13 protein-coding genes and 1 pseudogene are annotated in these 17,498 nt (G+C 71.5%); 7 read left to right on the forward strand and 7 right to left on the reverse strand.

Translation table 11 applies throughout. The features are described 5' to 3' along the window. From MRBLMG1_RS33395 to MRBLMG1_RS33410, 4 genes are all read left to right on the forward strand, one after another. On the forward strand, nucleotides 1-127 hold a 127-nt coding region (locus MRBLMG1_RS33395), incomplete at its 5' end, for an acyl-CoA dehydrogenase family protein (protein WP_262986058.1). A 128-nt stretch (nucleotides 128-255) separates the two neighbouring features. Further along, on the forward strand, nucleotides 256-1,338 hold the full coding sequence (locus tag MRBLMG1_RS33400) for a sugar phosphate nucleotidyltransferase (RefSeq protein ID WP_367827889.1): 1,083 nt from the start codon (nucleotides 256-258) through the stop codon (nucleotides 1,336-1,338). Between the two features lie 137 nt (nucleotides 1,339-1,475). Continuing rightward, a complete protein-coding gene (locus MRBLMG1_RS33405) occupies nucleotides 1,476-2,288 on the forward strand; it encodes a polyprenol monophosphomannose synthase (RefSeq protein WP_414721696.1) in 813 nt (270 codons plus the stop codon). Continuing rightward, nucleotides 2,285-3,877 (forward strand): hypothetical protein, encoded by a 1,593-nt coding sequence (locus MRBLMG1_RS33410; RefSeq protein WP_367827890.1) that lies wholly within the window; start codon nucleotides 2,285-2,287, stop codon nucleotides 3,875-3,877. The genes MRBLMG1_RS33405 and MRBLMG1_RS33410 overlap by 4 nt, the downstream gene beginning before the upstream one ends. Before the next feature lie 141 nt (nucleotides 3,878-4,018). On the opposite strand, the gene MRBLMG1_RS33415 is transcribed toward MRBLMG1_RS33410, so the two are convergent. Further along, the gene (locus MRBLMG1_RS33415) at nucleotides 4,019-5,305 is read right to left on the reverse strand and encodes an LCP family protein (RefSeq protein ID WP_367827891.1); all 1,287 of its coding nucleotides are present in this window, start codon (nucleotides 5,303-5,305) and stop codon (nucleotides 4,019-4,021) included. A gap of 131 nt (nucleotides 5,306-5,436) precedes the next feature. Here MRBLMG1_RS33415 and MRBLMG1_RS33420 point away from each other — a divergent pair, with 131 nt between their 5' ends. Further along, on the forward strand, nucleotides 5,437-5,982 hold the full coding sequence (locus MRBLMG1_RS33420) for an acyl-CoA thioesterase (protein ID WP_367827892.1): 546 nt from the start codon (nucleotides 5,437-5,439) through the stop codon (nucleotides 5,980-5,982). 141 nt (nucleotides 5,983-6,123) lie between these two features. On the opposite strand, the gene MRBLMG1_RS33425 is transcribed toward MRBLMG1_RS33420, so the two are convergent. After that, on the reverse strand, nucleotides 6,124-7,503 hold the full coding sequence (locus MRBLMG1_RS33425; RefSeq protein WP_367827893.1) for an LCP family protein: 1,380 nt from the start codon (nucleotides 7,501-7,503) through the stop codon (nucleotides 6,124-6,126). A gap of 213 nt (nucleotides 7,504-7,716) precedes the next feature. On the opposite strand from MRBLMG1_RS33425, the gene MRBLMG1_RS33430 reads away from it, so the two are divergent. Further along, nucleotides 7,717-8,754, forward strand: coding sequence for a glycosyltransferase family 2 protein (locus MRBLMG1_RS33430; RefSeq protein ID WP_367827894.1), 1,038 nt, complete (start codon nucleotides 7,717-7,719; stop codon nucleotides 8,752-8,754). Between the two features lie 73 nt (nucleotides 8,755-8,827). On the opposite strand, the gene MRBLMG1_RS33435 is transcribed toward MRBLMG1_RS33430, so the two are convergent. From MRBLMG1_RS33435 to MRBLMG1_RS33450, 4 genes are all read right to left on the reverse strand, one after another. Then, nucleotides 8,828-10,603: an LCP family protein gene (locus MRBLMG1_RS33435; protein ID WP_367827895.1), complete on the reverse strand. Its 1,776-nt coding sequence runs from the start codon at nucleotides 10,601-10,603 to the stop codon at nucleotides 8,828-8,830. 50 nt (nucleotides 10,604-10,653) lie between these two features. Continuing rightward, the gene (locus MRBLMG1_RS33440; protein ID WP_367827896.1) at nucleotides 10,654-12,375 is read right to left on the reverse strand and encodes an LCP family protein; all 1,722 of its coding nucleotides are present in this window, start codon (nucleotides 12,373-12,375) and stop codon (nucleotides 10,654-10,656) included. Nucleotides 12,376-12,633: 258 nt separating this feature from the next. Next, complete coding sequence (locus MRBLMG1_RS33445; RefSeq protein ID WP_367827897.1) at nucleotides 12,634-14,019, reverse strand: LCP family protein; 1,386 nt, start codon at nucleotides 14,017-14,019, stop codon at nucleotides 12,634-12,636. A gap of 194 nt (nucleotides 14,020-14,213) precedes the next feature. After that, nucleotides 14,214-14,966: a TIGR03089 family protein gene (locus MRBLMG1_RS33450; RefSeq protein ID WP_367827898.1), complete on the reverse strand. Its 753-nt coding sequence runs from the start codon at nucleotides 14,964-14,966 to the stop codon at nucleotides 14,214-14,216. Nucleotides 14,967-15,102: 136 nt separating this feature from the next. Between MRBLMG1_RS33450 and MRBLMG1_RS33455 the strand changes: the two genes are divergently transcribed. Further along, nucleotides 15,103-16,764 (forward strand): peptidoglycan recognition protein family protein, encoded by a 1,662-nt coding sequence (locus tag MRBLMG1_RS33455; RefSeq protein ID WP_367827899.1) that lies wholly within the window; start codon nucleotides 15,103-15,105, stop codon nucleotides 16,762-16,764. Between the two features lie 638 nt (nucleotides 16,765-17,402). Here the strand turns inward: MRBLMG1_RS33455 and MRBLMG1_RS37490 are convergent. Further along, nucleotides 17,403-17,498 (reverse strand): annotated as a pseudogene (locus MRBLMG1_RS37490) (IS982 family transposase); the annotation flags it as partial.

Genomic DNA, 17,498 nt, shown 5'->3' on the forward strand with positions numbered 1-17,498 from the left:
CCTGGGCGGCTACGGCTACACCCGCGACTACCCGGTGGAGCGGATGATGCGCGACGCCAAGATCACCCAGATCTACGAGGGCACCAACCAGGTTCAGCGCATCGTGATGGCCCGCAACCTCCCGTAATCGCGGGGCGCCGCAAGGCGAACAGAAGTGTTGCCGGAGGCGGTCATCCGTGCTCGCCTCCGGTCCGCATAGACGCGCGGTTGGGCTAGATTTAGCGCTTCGTACACCCGATCGTGTTAGGGAAGACAATGACGGAAGCGGTGCTGCTGGTCGGCGGACAGGGGACGCGCCTGCGACCCGTCACGGTCAACACCCCCAAGCCGATGGTGCCAGCCGCAGGGGTCCCCTTCCTGGCCCACCAGATAGCCAGGGCCGCGGACGCGGGTGTGACCCACATCGTCATGGCGACCTGCTACCTCGCAGAGGTCTTCGAGCCGTACTTCGGTGACGGCTCCGCGTTCGGCGTCCACCTGGAATACGTCATCGAGGACGAGCCCCTCGGCACCGGCGGAGCCATCCGCAACGCCGCGCGCCGCCTCACCAGCGGGCCCGACGAGCCCGTCCTCGTCTTCAACGGCGACATCCTCACCGGCCTCGACATCCGCGGCCTCGTCGAGTCCCACCAGGCCGCCGAGGCGGACGTCTCCCTGCACCTCGTGCGCGTCGCCGACCCCCGCGCCTTCGGCCTGGTCCCCACCGACGCCGACAGCCGTGTGCTGGCCTTCACGGAGAAGCCGCAGACGCCCGAGGAGATCGTCACCGACCAGATCAACGCCGGCTGCTACGTCTTCCGCCGCTCCGTGATCGACGCCATCCCCGAGGGCCGCCCGGTCTCCGTCGAGCGCGAGACCTTCCCCGGCCTCCTCGCCTCCGGAGCCAAGCTCCACGGCAAGACCGAGGACACGTACTGGCTGGACCTCGGCAAGCCCGAGTCCTTCGTCCAGGCCTCCGCCGACCTCGTGCGCGGCGTCGTCTCCTCCCCGGCCGTGCCCGGCCCCCGCGGCGAGGCCCTGGTGCTTCCCGGTGCCGAGGTGGATCCCGGCGCCAAGCTCGGGGACGGTACCGTGGTAGGAGCCGGTGCACGCATCGAGGCCGGCGCCGTCGTCCAGGGCTCCATCGTGCTCGACGGCGCGACCGTCCGGGCCGGCGCCCAGGTGAGCGCCAGCCTCATCGGCGCGCGCTCGGTCATCGGTGAGCGCACTGTCGTCGACAGCGCGGTCGTCGGCGACGGAGCCAGGGTCGGCGCGGACAACGAGGTACGTGCCGGTGCGCGTGTGTGGTGCGAGGCAGAGCTGCCCGACGCCGCGCTCCGCTTCTCCTCGGACCGATGACCCGGCCCTGAGTCTTCGCGTGTCCCTCGGACCCGACGGGTCCGAGGGGACTCCCGGGCACCCGGAGCGGCCCTCGGGCCCGCTCCACCGGATCTCCAACCTTCAGTCGTCAGTGAGGCAGTAATCCAGTGACAGGTGTGTACCAGAACCCCGGTGCGGATGACGTCGCGACCGGCCATGCGGGCGCTCTTCCCGAGACGTGGGGCCGCACCCCGCTGACCGTGGTCATGCCCACGTACAACGAGGCCGGAAACGTGCCGCGCATGGCCGAACTGCTCATGGATCTCGACATACCCGGCCTGCGGCTGCTCATCGTCGACGACTCCTCCCCGGACGGCACCGGCCAGATAGCCGAGGAGCTCGCCCAGAAGTTCCACGCCGAGGACGGCACCCCGCGCATGTCGGTCATGCACCGCACCGCCAAGGACGGCCTCGGCCGCGCCTACGCGGCCGGCATGAGCAAGGCCGTCGAGGACGGCGCGCGCTACGTCCTCCAGATGGACGCCGACGGCTCCCACCCCGAGGGCAAGGTCGCCGAGATGCTCGGCGTCGCCCTCTCCACCGACGCCGGTCTGGTCGTCGGCAGCCGGTACGTCCCCGGTGGCACCCTCTCCGACGCCTGGGGCGCCCACCGCAAGCTCCTCTCCCGCTGGGCCAACGCCTACGCCAGCACCATCCTCGGCACCCGTGTGCGCGACATCACGGGCGGCTTCAACCTGTGGAGCGCCGACGCGCTGCGCGCCATCGACCTCGGCTCCGTCGGCAGCGCCGGCTACAGCTTCCAGGTCGAGATGAAGTACGCCGCGCTCCGCAAGGGCTTCCAGGTCATGGAGGTGCCGATCCACTTCGAGGACCGCACCGTCGGCGAGTCCAAGATGAACCTGGCCGTGCAGCTGGAGTCCATCGCCATGCCGTGGAAGCTTCGGGTCCGCTCCCGGGGCCGTAAGTGAGCCTCTCCTCCATACGCAGGGACTCCTCGGGAGACGTGGCCCGGGCGTCGGCCGACAGGCCCACCCCGCCGCCCTCCGAGGGGTCCTCGTGGCTCGCCCGGCTCTTCTCCGAGAGCCGGGTGCTCGGGGCGGTGCACGGCGCGCTCCTCCTGGTCGTGACGGCGTTCGTCTTCATGGTGATACGCCTGCCCTGGACCGGCGACCTCGGCGTGCACGCGGCCACGATCCAGCGGCTGCGCCACGACCTGGTCCACCCGGGCAACCCGATGGTGGACTCCGCCACGGACAGCCCGTACTACTCGCCGTGGATGGTCTTCCTGAGCCTGGTCGCCAAGGCGACCGACCTCGACACCTTCCACATCCTGCGCATCGCGGCCGTCCTGAGCCTCGTACTGCTCTTCACGGGCGTCTGGTTCTTCACGCGGACCTTCACCGACCGGCGCGTCGCACCGCCGCTCGCGGTGCTCTGCGTGCTGTTCCTCTGGGGCACCAAGGGCTTCGCCTGGAGCGGCTTCCTCGGCTTCGCCTCGCTCGGCCTGATCATGGCGTACCCGAGCGTCTTCACGCTCGCCCTCGGCATGCACTTCCTGGCCCTCCTCCGGCTCGCCCTGCGGCGCGGCTCGGCCACCGGCTGGCAGTCGTACCTGGGACTCGGCGTGCTGTGGGCCGTCCTGATGCTCAGCCACCAGTTCTCCGGCGTCGTGATCACGCTCGGCGCGATCGGCGTCCTCGGCGGCGCCCGTCCGTGGCCCGTCAGGGAGACCTGGCTCAAGCTGGTCGGCGCGGTCGTCGCCGGTCTCGCGGTGCTGGCCCTCTGGCCGTACTACTCGTTCTTCTCGCTCTTCGGCATCGGGGGCCTGGAGGACATCCACAAGGTCCTCTACGACAACCTCTTCCCGGTCTACGGCCTGGTCATGATCGTGGGCGTCGTCGCCCTCGCCATGCGCTTCGTCCGCGACCGGCGCGACCCGCTGGTCCTGTGGTTCCTCGTCGCGCTGGCGATGGTCGCGGCCGGCTACGTCCTCGACAAGTGGTCGTACGGCCGCGTGCTGCCGGCCGTCGTCATCCCGGCGCAGATCGCCGCCGCGATCACCGCCGCCGAGGCGGGCCGCAAGCTCTTCAAGGCCGTCTTCGGCACCGCCCTCGCCGTGGCCCTCACCATGGGCCTCTGGGGCCAGCGCTCCGGCCTCGGCTTCATCCTCCGTCAGGACGCGCTGTCCACCACGATCACCGAGGGCACCTGGCAGCCCCCGCGCACCTACCACTGGGTCGCGGAACACGCCAAGTACGGCGACGTCTTCATGACGGACTGGAAGGCGGCCCAGAAGCTGCCCGCCTTCGGCTTCTACACGGTGACGGTCCCCTACCCGGACTTCTTCCTGCCGGACGAGGACGAGCGCGTCGCCGACGCGAAGCGGTACTTCGCCGAGGGCACCTCCCGCGAGGAGCGGATCGAGCTGCTCCACAAGTACGACGTGACGTGGGTCCTCCAGTGGAAGAACCAGCCGGGCCTCCCTGAGGGAGACCCCGCGGTCCGCAAGGTGGAGACCGGCCCCAACGGCCAGACCCTGTACCGGGTCGTCGGCTGACCGGAGCCCCGGCCCCCGCGCACCGGACACACGAAGGCGCCCCTCACGTTCGCTCGTGAGGGGCGCCTTCGCGTTGTCCCGGCGTGGCCGGTGAGTTCCGGTGCGTGCCGGTAGGTGACGGTGTGTCCGGGTGTGCCCCGTTCAGCGGTTCGACGTCACCGTGACCTTCTCGTCGTTCTTGATCTGCTCGACCAGCTGCTTCACCTTCGGCATGTCCCACTTGAGGGAGTTCTGCGGCGCGGAGCCCGCGAGCGGCATGTTCATGGACGTGCCGTCGCCGCTGTTGATGCCCTTCATCGCGAAGAACATCTTCCCGAGGTCGTACAGCGACATGTCCTTGTCCACGATCAGCGTGTCCAGGCCGGCGCCGAGCGTCGGGTACAGCGCGAACGGGTTGAGGATCGTGCCCGGCGTCGCCGCCTGGTTGGCCAGCGCGGAGAGGAACTTCTGCTGGTTCTTGGTCCGCTGGAGGTCCGAGTCGGCGAACGCGTACCGGGTCCGGACGAACGCCAGCGCCTGCTCGCCGTTGAGGGTCTGCTTGCCGGCCTGGAAGTCGGCGCCGGACTTCTTGTCCTTGAAGCCCTTGTCGATGTTCAGCTCGACGCCGCCGAGCGCGTCCACGATGTTCGCGAAGCCGGCGAAGCCGATCTCCGCGTAGTGGTCGATGTGCAGCCCCGTGTTGAACTCGACGGTCCGCACGAGCAGCTCGGGGCCGTCCATCGCGTAGGCCGCGTTCAGCTTGGAGCCCCCGCGCGCCGGGTACGACTTGCCCGACTCGGAGCCGACGAAGTTCGGGATCGTCACCCAGGAGTCACGGGGCAGCGAGACCATCGTGTTCCCGCTGGAGCAGGCCGCGAGGATCATCATGGAGTCGGTCCGCTTGCCCTCGGCCGAGCCGGTGTGCAGCTTCTTCTTCTCCTCGGCGGACATGCCCTCGCGGCTGTCGGAGCCGACGATCAGGTACGTCGTGCAGTCGCCCTCCTCGGGCCGCTCGATGACCTTGGAGAGGTCGACCTCGTTCCGCATCTGCGAACCGGCCCACGCGTACGTGCCGATGCCCCAGGCGAGGACGCCGACCACCAGCACGATCGAGCCCACCTTGGCGCGCTTGCGCCAGTCCGGCGCGGGCCGCCCGGGCCCCTGCGGCGTGTACGGCGGCGGGGCGCCGTTGCCGCCGCCCTGCCCGCCCTGCGGGGCGCCGCCGTAGACCTGGCCCGAGCTGTAGCCGGAGTCGTAACCCTCGTTGCGCGCCTGCGTGTAGTTCGGGTTGTAGCCCTGGCCCTGGCCCTGTCCGCGGCCCTGGCCCTGGTCGTAGCGGGGCTGCTGCGGAGCCTGCGGGCGCTGTACATGGCTCATCCGGCGGGGTCCCTCGGGCTGGGAGTTCGCGTTGCCGCGGCCGTACCCGCCGTCTTCAGGCCAGTCATTCATACGGACCAGTGTGCCGGGCAGGGCTTTCCGGGCGACAGTCCGGGTAGAAGATCGGACCGGTGCTGTTGCCAAGCTGATGCAAAGCGGACCGAACGACTACCCGCCACAGGACCCGGCATATGGTGGAGGGCATGACAGAACAGGGCGATATCCCGGACGACCTCCCGGGCAAGCCGACCTCCGCCTCCCGCACCACCCTCAGCCACATCATGACGAGCCACGACACCAACCTCCTCGGTACGGTGCACGGCGGCGTGATCATGAAGCTGGTCGACGACGCCGCCGGCGCCGTCGCGGGCCGGCACTCGGGCGGCCCCGCCGTCACCGCCTCCATGGACGAGATGGCCTTCCTCGAACCCGTCCGCGTCGGCGACCTCCTCCACGTCAAGGCCCAGGTCAACTGGACCGGCCGCTCCTCCATGGAGGTCGGCGTCCGCGTCATGGCCGAGCGCTGGAACGAGTCCACCCCCGCCACCCAGGTCGGCTCCGCCTACCTCGTCTTCGCCGCCGTCGACGCCGACGGCAAGCCCCGCCGCGTCCCCCAGGTCATCCCCGAGACCGAACAGGACAACCGGCGCAACCAGGAAGCCCAGATCCGCCGCACCCACCGCCTCGCCCGCCGCCAGGCCATCAAAGCCCTCCGCGAACGCCGAGCCGCCGAAGGCTACGAAGACTAATCCGCCCCCCTGCCCCCCCGTTGTGGGCAATCGTTCCGCAGGGCGGAACGGGTGGGCACAACAGAACGGCGCCCGCCGCGCCCAGGCTCCGCACCTGAACCCGCACCAGCACGGCACCCGCATCAGGCCACGGCCCACGGCCTACGGGCACACCACCTGGTCCCCGGTCACCGCCTCGAACGGCCCCCCGCGCCCCGCATCCTCCGCCCGCACCCCCGTCACCCCCCGGTAATCCCCGCCCACCGTCACCCGCAGCGTCCCGCCCCTCCCCGCCACCGCCCGCAGCTCCGCCCCCGGCAACGCCGCCGCGAGGGACTTCGCGGACCGGTCCCAGCGGGGGTCGTACTCGACGACGGTGCGCGGGTACTCCCGGCCGGCCCCCGTCATCGGCGTGCGGGTGGTGTCGAAGCCGGTCGCGCGCAGCGCGTCGTCGACCTTGCGGCCGAGGCCGTCCGTGCGGGTCCCGTTGTAGACCTGGACGCGGATAGTGCGCGGCGCCACGTCCACGACGGCCGCCTTGGGGGCCTTCGACGAGGTGGCGGCCTTCTGCGGGGCGAGCGGCCGGTCGTCGCGGAGCGCCTGGAACAGCTTCTGGGCCTTGGCCGCGTCCCATTTCACCGTCGACCCGATGCCCTTCACGGGGAAGCTCATGTCCCCGATCGGCACGGACACGAACTCCGAGGAGGCGGGGGTGAAGCCGCGCATCGCCTTGGCGAGGGCGAGCAGCTGGTCCGTTCCGAAGTCCTCGTCGGCCCGTACGGAGCTCAGCATCGTCGTGGCGACCTCGCGGAACCGCACCGGGTTGAGCAGCACCCCGCCGCTGGTCGTCCGCTCGATGAGCGCCGCGAGGAAGCGCTGCTGGCGCTGCATGCGCCCGATGTCGGCGGCGCCGTCGATGTGGCGGGAGCGGACGTACTGGAGGGCCTGCCCGCCGTCGAGTTCGTGGGTGCCGGCCGTGAGGTCGAGCCCGGTGTACGGGTCCTTGACCGCCCTGGTCGTACAGATCTGGACGCCGCCGACGGCGTCGACGGTCTTCATGAAGCTGGTGAAGTCGACCTCCAGGTAGTGGTCGATCTTGACGCCGGTCATCGACTCGACGGTCCGCACGGTGAGCCCGGGTCCGCCCTCCGCGTAGGCCGCGTTCAGCTTCACGGGGTGGGCGTGGTGCTTCCTGCCGCTGTTCAGGTCGGTGTGCTCGGGCATCTCGGCGTACGAGTCGCGGGGGAGGCTCACCACGCTGGCCCGTTCCCGGTCCTCGGAGATGTGGACGAGCATCACCGTGTCGGTGCAGTGGCAGGGCGCGCCGCCGAGCCGGTACTTCGCCCTCTCCTCGGGGGTGATCCGGTCGCGGCCGTCGGTGCCGACGACCAGGATGTTCATCCCGTGCCCGGCCTGCGGCCGGTTCTTCATGTCCTTGAACGGGTCGACCCGGGTGATCCCGGTGTCCAGGCCGGTGACCACGGCGTGCCCGATGCCGCCCGCGGCGAGGACCGTCACGGACAGCGCCGTCGCCATCCGCATCCCCCACCGGGGGCGCCTCCGCCGCCGGCGGACCGGTACGGGACGGGCGGCGGGCCGGGGACGGGGCGTGCGGGGCGGTGTGGGCACGGACGGACACCTCCGCGGGTGTGACAAAGGGAACCGTGAGCACGGTAGGCCCATACGATCAGCGCCAGGGCCCACCACCCGCTCGGCGCGCACCGCTGTCCCCCATTCGCGGTAACGTGGCGGGCAATGAACGCCACGCCCCCCGTCTCCGTGATCATGCCGGTCCTCAACGAGGAGCGGTACCTGCGCACCTCGGTTCGTCACATCCTGGAGCAGGAGTACGACGGCGAGATGGAGGTGGTGATCGCCCTCGGTCCGTCCACGGACCGCACGGACGAGATCGCCGCCGAGCTCGTCCGCGAAACCGCCTCGGACAAGCGCCGCGTCCACACGGTGCCGAACCCCACCGGTCGTACCCCCGCCGCGCTCAACGCGGCGATCCAGGCCTCGCACCACCCGATCGTGGTGCGTGTCGACGGCCACGGCATGCTCTCCCCGAACTACATCGCCACCGCCGTCCGGCTCCTGGAGGAGACCGGCGCGCAGAACGTCGGCGGGGTGATGCACGCCGAGGGCGAGAACGCCTGGGAGGACGCGGTCGCCGCCGCGATGACCTCGAAGATCGGCGTCGGCAACGCCGCCTTCCACACGGGCGGCGAGGCGGGCCCCGCCGAGACCGTGTACCTGGGCGTCTTCCGGCGCGAGGCGCTCGAACAGCAGGGCGGCTACAACGTCGAGTTCATCCGCGCCCAGGACTGGGAGCTCAACTTCCGCATCCGCGAGGCCGGCGGCCTCATCTGGTTCTCGCCCGAGCTCCGCGTCCAGTACCGCCCGCGGCCCTCCGTGAAGGCGCTCGCCAAGCAGTACAAGGACTACGGCCGCTGGCGGCACGTGGTGGCCCGCTACCACCAGGGCTCCATCAACCTCCGCTACCTGGCCCCGCCGACCGCCGTCTGCGCCATCGCCGCCGGCCTCGTGGTGGGCGCCGTCCTCACCCCGCTCGGTTTCGTGATCCCGGCCGGCTACCTCGCCGCCATCACGGCCGGCTCCCTCCCGGCCGGCAAGGGCCTCCCGCTCAAGGCGCGCCTGCAGATCCCCGTGGCCCTCGCCACCATGCACATGTCCTGGGGCTACGGCTTCCTCACCAGCCCCCGGTCCCTCGCGAGGAAGGTCATCGCGAGCCGCCGCCCCGCGGTGAAGACGGGCGAGACCGAGACGGTCTGACGAGCTCCGCACACACGACGACGGCCGGACCCCGGAAGGGGCCCGGCCGTCGCCGTACGTCGGGGGAGTGCGGTCAGCTCTTCCCGTCCCACTTGTAGACCGAGTAGATGTCCATGCAGGTGGCCTTGTCGTCGGCGCCGTCGGGCAGGTCGCCCGCCTTGGCCGTCGGCCTCTTGTACGTGGTGCCCTCGCGCCAGTCGGCGCCGATGACCAGGGTGATGCCCTGCGCCTTGTCGTCGGTCCGGACCGCCGAGTCGGGCAGGCCGAGCGCCTTGGCGACGGACAGGGCGTTCGCCTTGCCCTGCTCGCCGTCCGACTTGGGGTAGATGACCACGGTGTCCTTGCGGCCCGCGCCCTCACGGGAGGCCTCGGCCCGGGTGTAGCCCTTGCCCTGGAGGACCCCGGCGAGGTCGCCCGCCCGGCCCTCGACGGCCGACTGGTCGCCGTCGCCGCTGGTGCCGTTGACGACGGTCACGTCGAAGGCGCCGGGCGCCTCGGCGGGCGTCTTCGGCTTCGCCGAGGCGGTCGGCTTCGGCTTGGTGCCGGCCGGGTCGCCGTTCTTGTCCATGGCGACGTCGTCGCGGATCATCGACCACATCCTGTCCGCGGACGCCGGCACCATCTGGAGCCACGCGTCCGGGTTCTGCGGATACGGGGCCGTCGGTACCGTCGCCGTCGTGAGGCGGTCGATCTTCACGTTCTTGAGCTGCATCGACAGGTCGAACAGCTTCTTCACCGTGTCGAGGTCGGCGGAGACCTGGAGGGCCTTGGTGGCGGTCTCGGCAAGCCCCATCAGCCGTCCGGTGTCGCTCCAGGCGTTCTGCCCCTGGAGCTTCTTCATCAGCCCGTTCATGTACATGTGCTGGGCCTTGGCGCGGTTCTGGTCGCTGCCGAACGCGTGCCGGGTGCGCAGCCACTGGAGGGCCTGCTGGCCCTGGACGTCGTGCGTGCCCTTCAGCATCTTCAGCTGGGAGCCGCCCGGCGCCGCCGGGGTCGACCTGTCGTAGACGGAGTCCTTGACGCAGACCGGGACGCCGCCGACCTCGTCCGCCATCGACACCACACCGGCGAAGTCGACCATCATCCAGTGGTCGATGTAGACCCCGGTGAGGCTCTCCCAGGTGGTGAGGGTGCAGCCAGGGCCGCCCCGCTGGAGGCTCTCGTTGATGGGCCGGTTGCTCGTGGCGGCGTACGGCGTGCCGTCCTCGCCCTTGCACTCCGGGATCCGGACGACCGTGTCGCGCGGGATGGAGATGATCGAGGCGTTCTCGCGGTCCGCCGAGACGTGCAGCAGCATCTGGACGTCGGCGAGCGGCTTGCGGTCCTTGTCCTTCCTGCCGCCGCCCAGCGCGATGTTCTTCTCGTCGGCACGGCTGTCGGAGCCGATCAGCAGGATGTTCAGCGGAGTGTCGCCCAGCGCGTTCGGCGCGGCCTTCTTCACGCCGCTGCTGCCGCCCGCGCGGTCACCGCTGCGGATGTTGCCGTTCAGGTGCTCGTAGTACAGGTATCCGGCGCCGGCCGTGCCGAGTATCAGCAACGACAGGGTGATCGCCGTCCACCGCAGCACCTTGTGCTTGCCGGACTTCTTGGCGCGCCGGCGCGCCGCGGCACGTCCGCCGGGGCCCGTTTCGCCGCCCTTGCCCCCGCCCTTGCCGCCACCCGCGTCGTTCCCGCGCCGGCGCGCGGCGCGGCCCGACGCGGGTGCGTCGGCCTCCGCCGTCTCCTCGGGAGCGCTCCCGCCCGCGCCGGTGGCTTCACCGGCGCCGTACAGGTCGTCGTCCCAGCCCAGTTCACGGGCGCGCGGAACGCGTCCCCGCGTTCCCTCCCCACGCACGCTGTTCTGTCCCACCCCAGGTCCCCTCGTCAGTCAGACGTGCGTCAAGTCCCGGTGTTTCCGGATCACTTGGCACACACCTGCTTGTCAGCTGCTACCTTCTCCAGATCCTTCGGCGCCTTTGCCGGTCCGGTGACTGGCACCCCCGCGCCCTTGAAGTCGGCGCCGAGGACGAGCGTCATGGGCTCGCGTACCCCGGCGTCCTGTGTGCCCGGCTTGAGAGCCGAAGCGGGCAGACCCATCATGTCCGCGAGTTTGCGGGCCTGATCGGCCTGGTTCGGTGCATAGGTGAGCGTGGTCTTCGCCGCCTTCTCGGGGGCGTTGCTCTTGTTGGTGGAGCGGTTCACACCCTGGTCGTTCTGCAGCCAGTTGATGGTCGACTGGGCCGCGCCCCGGATGCCGCTGCCGTTGTAGACGTCGACGCGCACCTCGGCGGCGGTGGACCGCGCGCCCTTGAGGAGCGCGGCCTGCGCCTGGTTCTGGGCGTTCTTGGCTTCCTGCTGCTGCTTCTTCACCTCGGTGAGCGAGGTGTCGGACTGGAGCATCGCGAACAGCTGCGGTGCCTTGACCGGGTCGGGGACGACCGTCGCCCTGACCTTCTCGGCGGGGTTGTCGATGACCGGCAGGGTGGTGAACGCGATGTTCTTGGTGTCGATCGAGGACAGCTCGCCGGCCAGGTCCTGGAGCTTGGTGAGCGAGCCTATGCCGGAGTCGACGGTGAGCGCGCTCGTGGCCGCGTTGGCGAGGTCGAGCAGCTTGCCCGGGTCCGTCAGCGTGTCGTCCGACTTCATCTGGCGGATCATCGAACTGAGGAACTGCTGCTGGACCTTGATGCGGTCCAGGTCGCTCTCGTTGCCGAAGCTGTGCCGGGTGCGGACGAAGGCGAGGGCCTGCTCGCCCTGGATGACGGACTCGCCGGCGGGCAGCTTCAGATGGGACTTCGAGTCGTTGACGGGCTTCTCGACGCAGACCTTCACGCCGCCGATGGCCGTCGTCATCTCCTTGACGGCGTTGAAGTCGGCCATCATGAAGTGGTCCACCTCGACGCCGGTCAGCTCCTTGACCGTGCGCATGACGCAGCCGGCGTCACGGCCGTTCTGGCCGAGGCTCACGTTGAAGCGGACGTCCTCCTCGGCGGGGATCGTCTTGATGGTCTTGTCGGGCTGGCGCGTCTGGCACTCGGGGATGTTCGTCTTCATGTCGCGCGGGATGGAGAGCGCCGTGGCGTTCGTCCGGTCCTTGGAGACGTGGAAGAGGATCGTGGTGTCGGCGTGGCCGGGACTGTTCTTGTCGCCGTAGCCCGCGTTGCCCTCGCCGGTCCGCTTGTCCGTGCCGATGATCAGGATGTTGAAGGCCTTGCCCTTGGCGAAGCCCTCGCTGGTGTTCTTGCCGACGACCTCGACGACGTCGAGGTTGCCGTCGAGCTTCTTGTAGAGGGCGTACGCGCCGGCCGCGCCGCCCACGAGGACGAACGCCATCGTCCCGCCGGTCCACAGGAGGACCTTCTTCTTGCGGGACGCGCCCTGCTTGCGCTTGCGCCGGCCCTGGGGCGGGATCCGGCCGGTGTCGGCCTGCTCGGGGGCACGGCGGCGGCGCTGGCCGGGGACGGGTGCCTCGGTCGGCGCGGGTGACGGGGCGGAGGGGGCGGGTCTGCGGGTCCGGGCCGACGCCTGCGACTGCCCAGCGGAGCGGTCCAGTCGCAGTTCGTAGTTGCCCGTCTGCGGGTTGAGTACCCACTGGTCGGCGGGGTCGATCTCGTCCGCCCGTCCACGGCTGTGCGCGTCCACGGTTACTCGAATCCTCCGTCGGTGCCACGCGAGGCGCCTCCCCCACAGGGCGCCGCTCTCTCGGTCGTTCGATCCTTGGTGAGTGCGACCACGAGGTCGGGGTGCACCGGATCGCGTCACACTATCCGCCCAGTTCAGCGTGGGGCGACGTCCGTGACAAATTCCACGCCGCTTACAACTGGACAATTTGCTCAAACCTCATCGCTCCCCACCCTCCCCTTGAGTCGCCCTTTACTCGCCGTCCCCGTCGGCTCCTCGTCACGAGCACACCGCTTCCGCCGCGTTACGTCCGGTGAAGGTGGGAGTGGGCGACGGCGCCTGGGCGTCCGAGTCGTCGGGCTTCCCGTCCGCGGCGGGCTTCCGGCCGTCGTCCTCGGTGCTCGGCGCCACCACGACGGGCCTGTCCTCCCGCAGTTGCTTGAAGAGTTGGCTCGCCGCCGGTTGCACCAGTTCGTCCCGGTTCGCGTCGTACGAGTACGCGCGCCGCGGCACCGTGAGGAACTGCACCCTCTCGGTCGGCACGGACCGCATCGTCCGCGCCAGGTCGTACAGGTCCCGCAGCGAGTCGAGCCCCGGGTCCGTGGTGATCGCCTTGGTCGCCGCGTCCAGCACCGGGTACAGCTTGGTCGGGTTGAGCAGCACCCCGTCGCTCTGCACCTTGTTGACGAGCGCACCGAGGAACTGCTGCTGGCGGTCCATGCGATCGGTGTCGCTGCCGTTGCCGATCGACTTCCGCGCCCGTACGAAGCCCAGCGCCTGCTCGCCGTGGAGCGTCTGGCGCCCCGCGGGCAGCTTCAGATGGGCGTCGGCGTCGTTCACGGGCTCCTTGAGGCAGATCTCCACGCCGTCCACGGCGTCCACCATCTTCTTGAAGCCCCGGAAGTCGATCACCATGTGGTGGTCCACCCGGATCCCGGTCAGCTTCTCGACGGTACGGATCGTGCACGCCGTGCCGCCGAACTCGAAGGCCCAGTTGAACTGCGCGAACTGCTCACGGGTGCGGGTCCCGTCCGGCTTGCGGCAGCTCGGGATCGTCACCATCAGGTCGCGGGGGAGGGAGACGGCGGTCGCGCTCGTGTTCCCCGCCGACAGGTGCAGCAGGATCGTCGTGTCCGAGCGCTGGGTGCCCTTGTCCTGGCCGTACTTCCCGTTCCCCTCGCCGGCCCGGGTGTCCGAACCGATGAGCAGGATGTTCCGGGCGGTCGACGTGCCCGCCGGCGGGCGCTCCTTCTCGTACCTCCGGAGCTCGTCGGCGGCCGTCGTGTCCGTCGTGATGTTGCCGTCGAGCTTCCGGTAGAACCACCAGCCGACCCCGGCGGCGCCCAGCACGACGACCGACACCCCGAGCGCCGTCCACCGCAACCAGTGCCGCTTACGCGGCGCGGGCTTTGGTGTCCCAGGTCCTTCCGGTGTCCCAGGTCCTTCCGGCGTTTCGGGCCCTTCCGGCGTTTTGGGCCCTCCCGGCCCACCGGTTCCCTCCGGTCCGCCGGTTCCCTCCGGCCCACCGGTTCCCTCCGGTCCGCCGGGGCCGTCCGGTGTCCCGGGTCGCTCCGGCCCGCCGGGCATCCCGGCTTCACCGGACGCCGTCGCGTCCTCCGCTGCCGCCGGGTCCGGTTCGGCGGGCGTGCCTGCACGGTCCGTCACGTCTGGGTCCGTCCTTCATGGCGTCGGCGGCGCGACGGGCGGCCACCGGTCGTCGAAGGAGACGACCGAGCCCGACGCATGGTTGTGCGGAAGGAGTCGAATCCCTCTGGCCGATCATGTACCGGACTCGGCGCGCGGACCCGGGGACTCGGCGCGGTGCTGGGCCGACCGAGTGAACCGATGCCCGTGCGGGCTCAGCGCGAGGTGTGGGTCACCCGCTCGCTCTCCACGCGCTTCTCCAGGCCGTCGGCGCCCAGCCGGTCCAGGTTCCGGCACAGCACCACGGAGCCGCCGGCCGCGAGGGGGGCGTACAGGCCGGAGGAGAGGCCCTGCCAGCCGTCGTAGTCGAGGCCGGAGAGGAGACGGGAGCCGGGGGCGAGGCCGAGCGCCGCCGCGTCCGCGCGCGCCTGCTCGACGAGCTGGGCTCCGCTGCGTTCCGTACCGTCGACGACGAGCGCCGGAGCGTCCGCGTCGACCGGTACGAACGGGGCGAAACGGTCGCCCTGGCTCGGCACCTCGACCGCGTAGTCGGCGTACCCGGCGGGCGCGGCGGGGAACCGGCGTCCCAACGGGGCCAGCGAGAGCGCGATCCGCTCCCCGGAGCAGGCGAGACCCGCCTCCAGGGTGTCCGGACCCGCCACCACCAGGTCGGCGTCCGCGGGATCGCCGCCGACTTCCGCGGCCACCCCGACAGAGGAGCAGGCCAGCAGCCAGACGGCCGTCTGCCAGTGCGCCGGCAGCAGCAGCGCGAGCCGGTCGCCCGGCGCGGCGGACAGTTCGCCCTGGAGCAGGTTCGCCGTCTTGGCCACCCAATTGGCGAAGGTGGCGACGGACAATTCCACGCGCTCACCGGTGGCGTCGTCGTAGAAAGTGATCAAAGGGCGGGCCGGGTCCGCGGCGAGCGCGGATCGCAGCAGGTCGGCGGGGGTGCGGTCGCTGGCGTTCACGCCGGACAGCGTACGCGGGCGGCCGCACGGCGTCCGCCGTACCGGTGACGCCGTCCACCGGTCGGCCCGACGGCACGTCAGTTTCCGGGCGGATTCCCGGCGCGCGGAACGGCCCCGGGATACGCACGATCGGCCCATGCGTGCCTCACTCGCCTCCTCGATCGCCGTCACCTGCGCGGCGGTGCTCGCCCTGCCGGTCTCCCTCGCCGCTCCGGCGGCGGCCGTGGTGCCGTCGGCGCTCGGGCTGCCACGAGCGGTCTCCGCGCTGCCGTCGACGACCTCCGTAGCGTCGGCGGAGGACCCCGCAACCCCGTCGACGACCTCCGCGGTAACGGCAGCGGACCCCGCCCTGCCGTCAACGACCTCCGTGGCGCCGGAGGTGGACCCCGCCCTGCCGTCGACGACCTCCGTGGCGCCGGGGGCAGACCCGGCGCTGCCTCCGGCGGACCCGGCGGTGTCTCCGGCGGAGTCCGCACTGTCTCCGGCGGCCCCGGCGCTGCCGCCCGCGCCCGAACTGCCGGGCTCCACCCAGTCCTTGCCGCTCGCGCCCCTGGCCAGTGCCACCCGGGCGCTGGGCGGGGAGACGGCGGGCGCGGGCGAACAGGGGCTCACCCGACGCGACGTCAGACCCTTCTCGCTCGTCGGTGTCGTCTGGGACGACCCGGCGGCCCCGCTGCACGGGACCGTGCAGGTCCGCACCCGCGCGACCGGTGCGACCGGGGGCGCCGGCTGGTCCCCGTGGCAGGACGTCGAGACCCACAACGAGGAACACGGAGCCGACCCGGACACCGCCGAGGGCACCACCCGGGCGATCCGGGGCTCCACCGCACCCCTGTGGGTGGGCGACTCGGACGGCGTCGAGATCCGCGTCCGGGGCGAGGAACCGCTCCCCGCCGGCCTCCGCCTCGAACTCGTCGACCCGGGTGAGGACCCGGCGGCCGAGGTCCCGGCGGCCGAGGCCCCCGCGCCCCACCGGAGCCGTACGGCCGCCGCCCCGGCCGCCCCGGCGGCCCCCGCCGGTCTGAGCGCGGCGGAGGCGGCGGCCAGTGGGGTCAACTCCCAGCTGGCGGCGTACGGGGCGACCTGGATCCCGGCCCTGTCGAAGGAGGCGACGGAGCTCGCGTTCCGGCAGGCGGCCCCGCTGCGGGCCGCGGGGCAGGCCGCGCCCGTCGCGCTCGCCGCCGCGAAGCCGTACATCGGACCCCGCCCCAAGATCATCACCCGCAAGGGCTGGGGCGCCGACGAGCGACTCCGCGAGAAGGGCTTCGTCTACACCAAGACCATCAAGGCCGCCTTCGTCCACCACAGCGCCACCGGCAACAACTACACCTGCCGCCAGGCCCCCTCCGTCCTGCGCAGCATCTACCGCTACCACGTGAAGAGCAGCGGCTGGCGGGACTTCGGCTACAACTTCGCCGTCGACAAGTGCGGCAACATCTACGAGGGCCGCGCCGGCGGCGTCGCCAAGCCCGTCCTCGGCGCCCACACCCTCGGCTTCAACACCAACAGCATGGGCATCGCCGTCCTCGGCACCTACAGCCAGAGCGCGGCGCCGGCCGCCGCCGTCACCGCCGTCGCCCGCCTCACCGCCTGGAAGCTCGGCCTCCACGGCGTGAACCCCAAGGGCGCCGCCTACCTCGTCTCCGGCGGCGGCAACCGCTACCGCAAGGGCACCACCGTCCGCTTCAACGCCATCGCCGGCCACCGCGACGGCTTCGCCACCGAATGCCCCGGCGGCCGCCTCTACAACAAACTCCCCACCGCCCGCACCACCTCCGCCAAATACCAAGGCCGCTAATCCCCCCCCGCGTCGCGCCCAACCCCCCACCCACACTCCTCCCCGGCCCCGCAGGCCACCCCTACCCCGGCCCCGCTCCCTTCGACCGCGCCCGCCCCCACCGTTACCTTCCTCCAGCCGCGCCCCACCCCCGCCGGGAGGGCCACCCGGGAGGCCCATCCCCGCCGGGGGGCCATTCCCGCCGGCCCCCCCTCGGCCGCAGCCGCCCCTCGGCTGCGGCCGCTGCCCTGGCTGTGACCCCCGCCGGCTATGGCCGCCGCCCCGGCCGCGCCCTCCGCCGGTTGTGGCCGCCGTCCCGGTCGCCCCCTGGTTCGTAGCCGCCCCAGCCGCGCCCCGCCTAGGCCGCGACCTCCCCCGGTTGTGGCCGCCGCCCCGGCCGCGCCCGTGGTTCGTGGCCGCCAAGGCCGCGACCTCCCCCGCTTGTGGCCGCCGCCCCGGCCGCCCCCTGGTTTCTGGCCGCTACCCCAGCCGCGCCCCGCCAAGGCCGCGCCCTCCCCCCGGTTGTGGCCGCCGCCCCGGCCGTCCCCTGGCTTGTGGCCCCCGCCTCGGGCCGCGACCTCCCCCGGTTGTGGGCATACGTCCGCCAAGGGCGGAACGGGTGGGCACAACCCCCTAGACGAGTAAGTCCGAAGTGCTGGTCAGTGGTCGTAGGCGATGAGTGACCTGGTCAGGGCTGTGGTGTTGGCCCGGTTGTGCCAGATGGCGGCGGTCAGGGCCAGGATGCGTTGTCCGAC

The sequence above is a fragment of the Streptomyces sp. LMG1-1-1.1 genome (assembly GCF_040815545.1).
GTDB lineage: Bacteria > Actinomycetota > Actinomycetes > Streptomycetales > Streptomycetaceae > Streptomyces.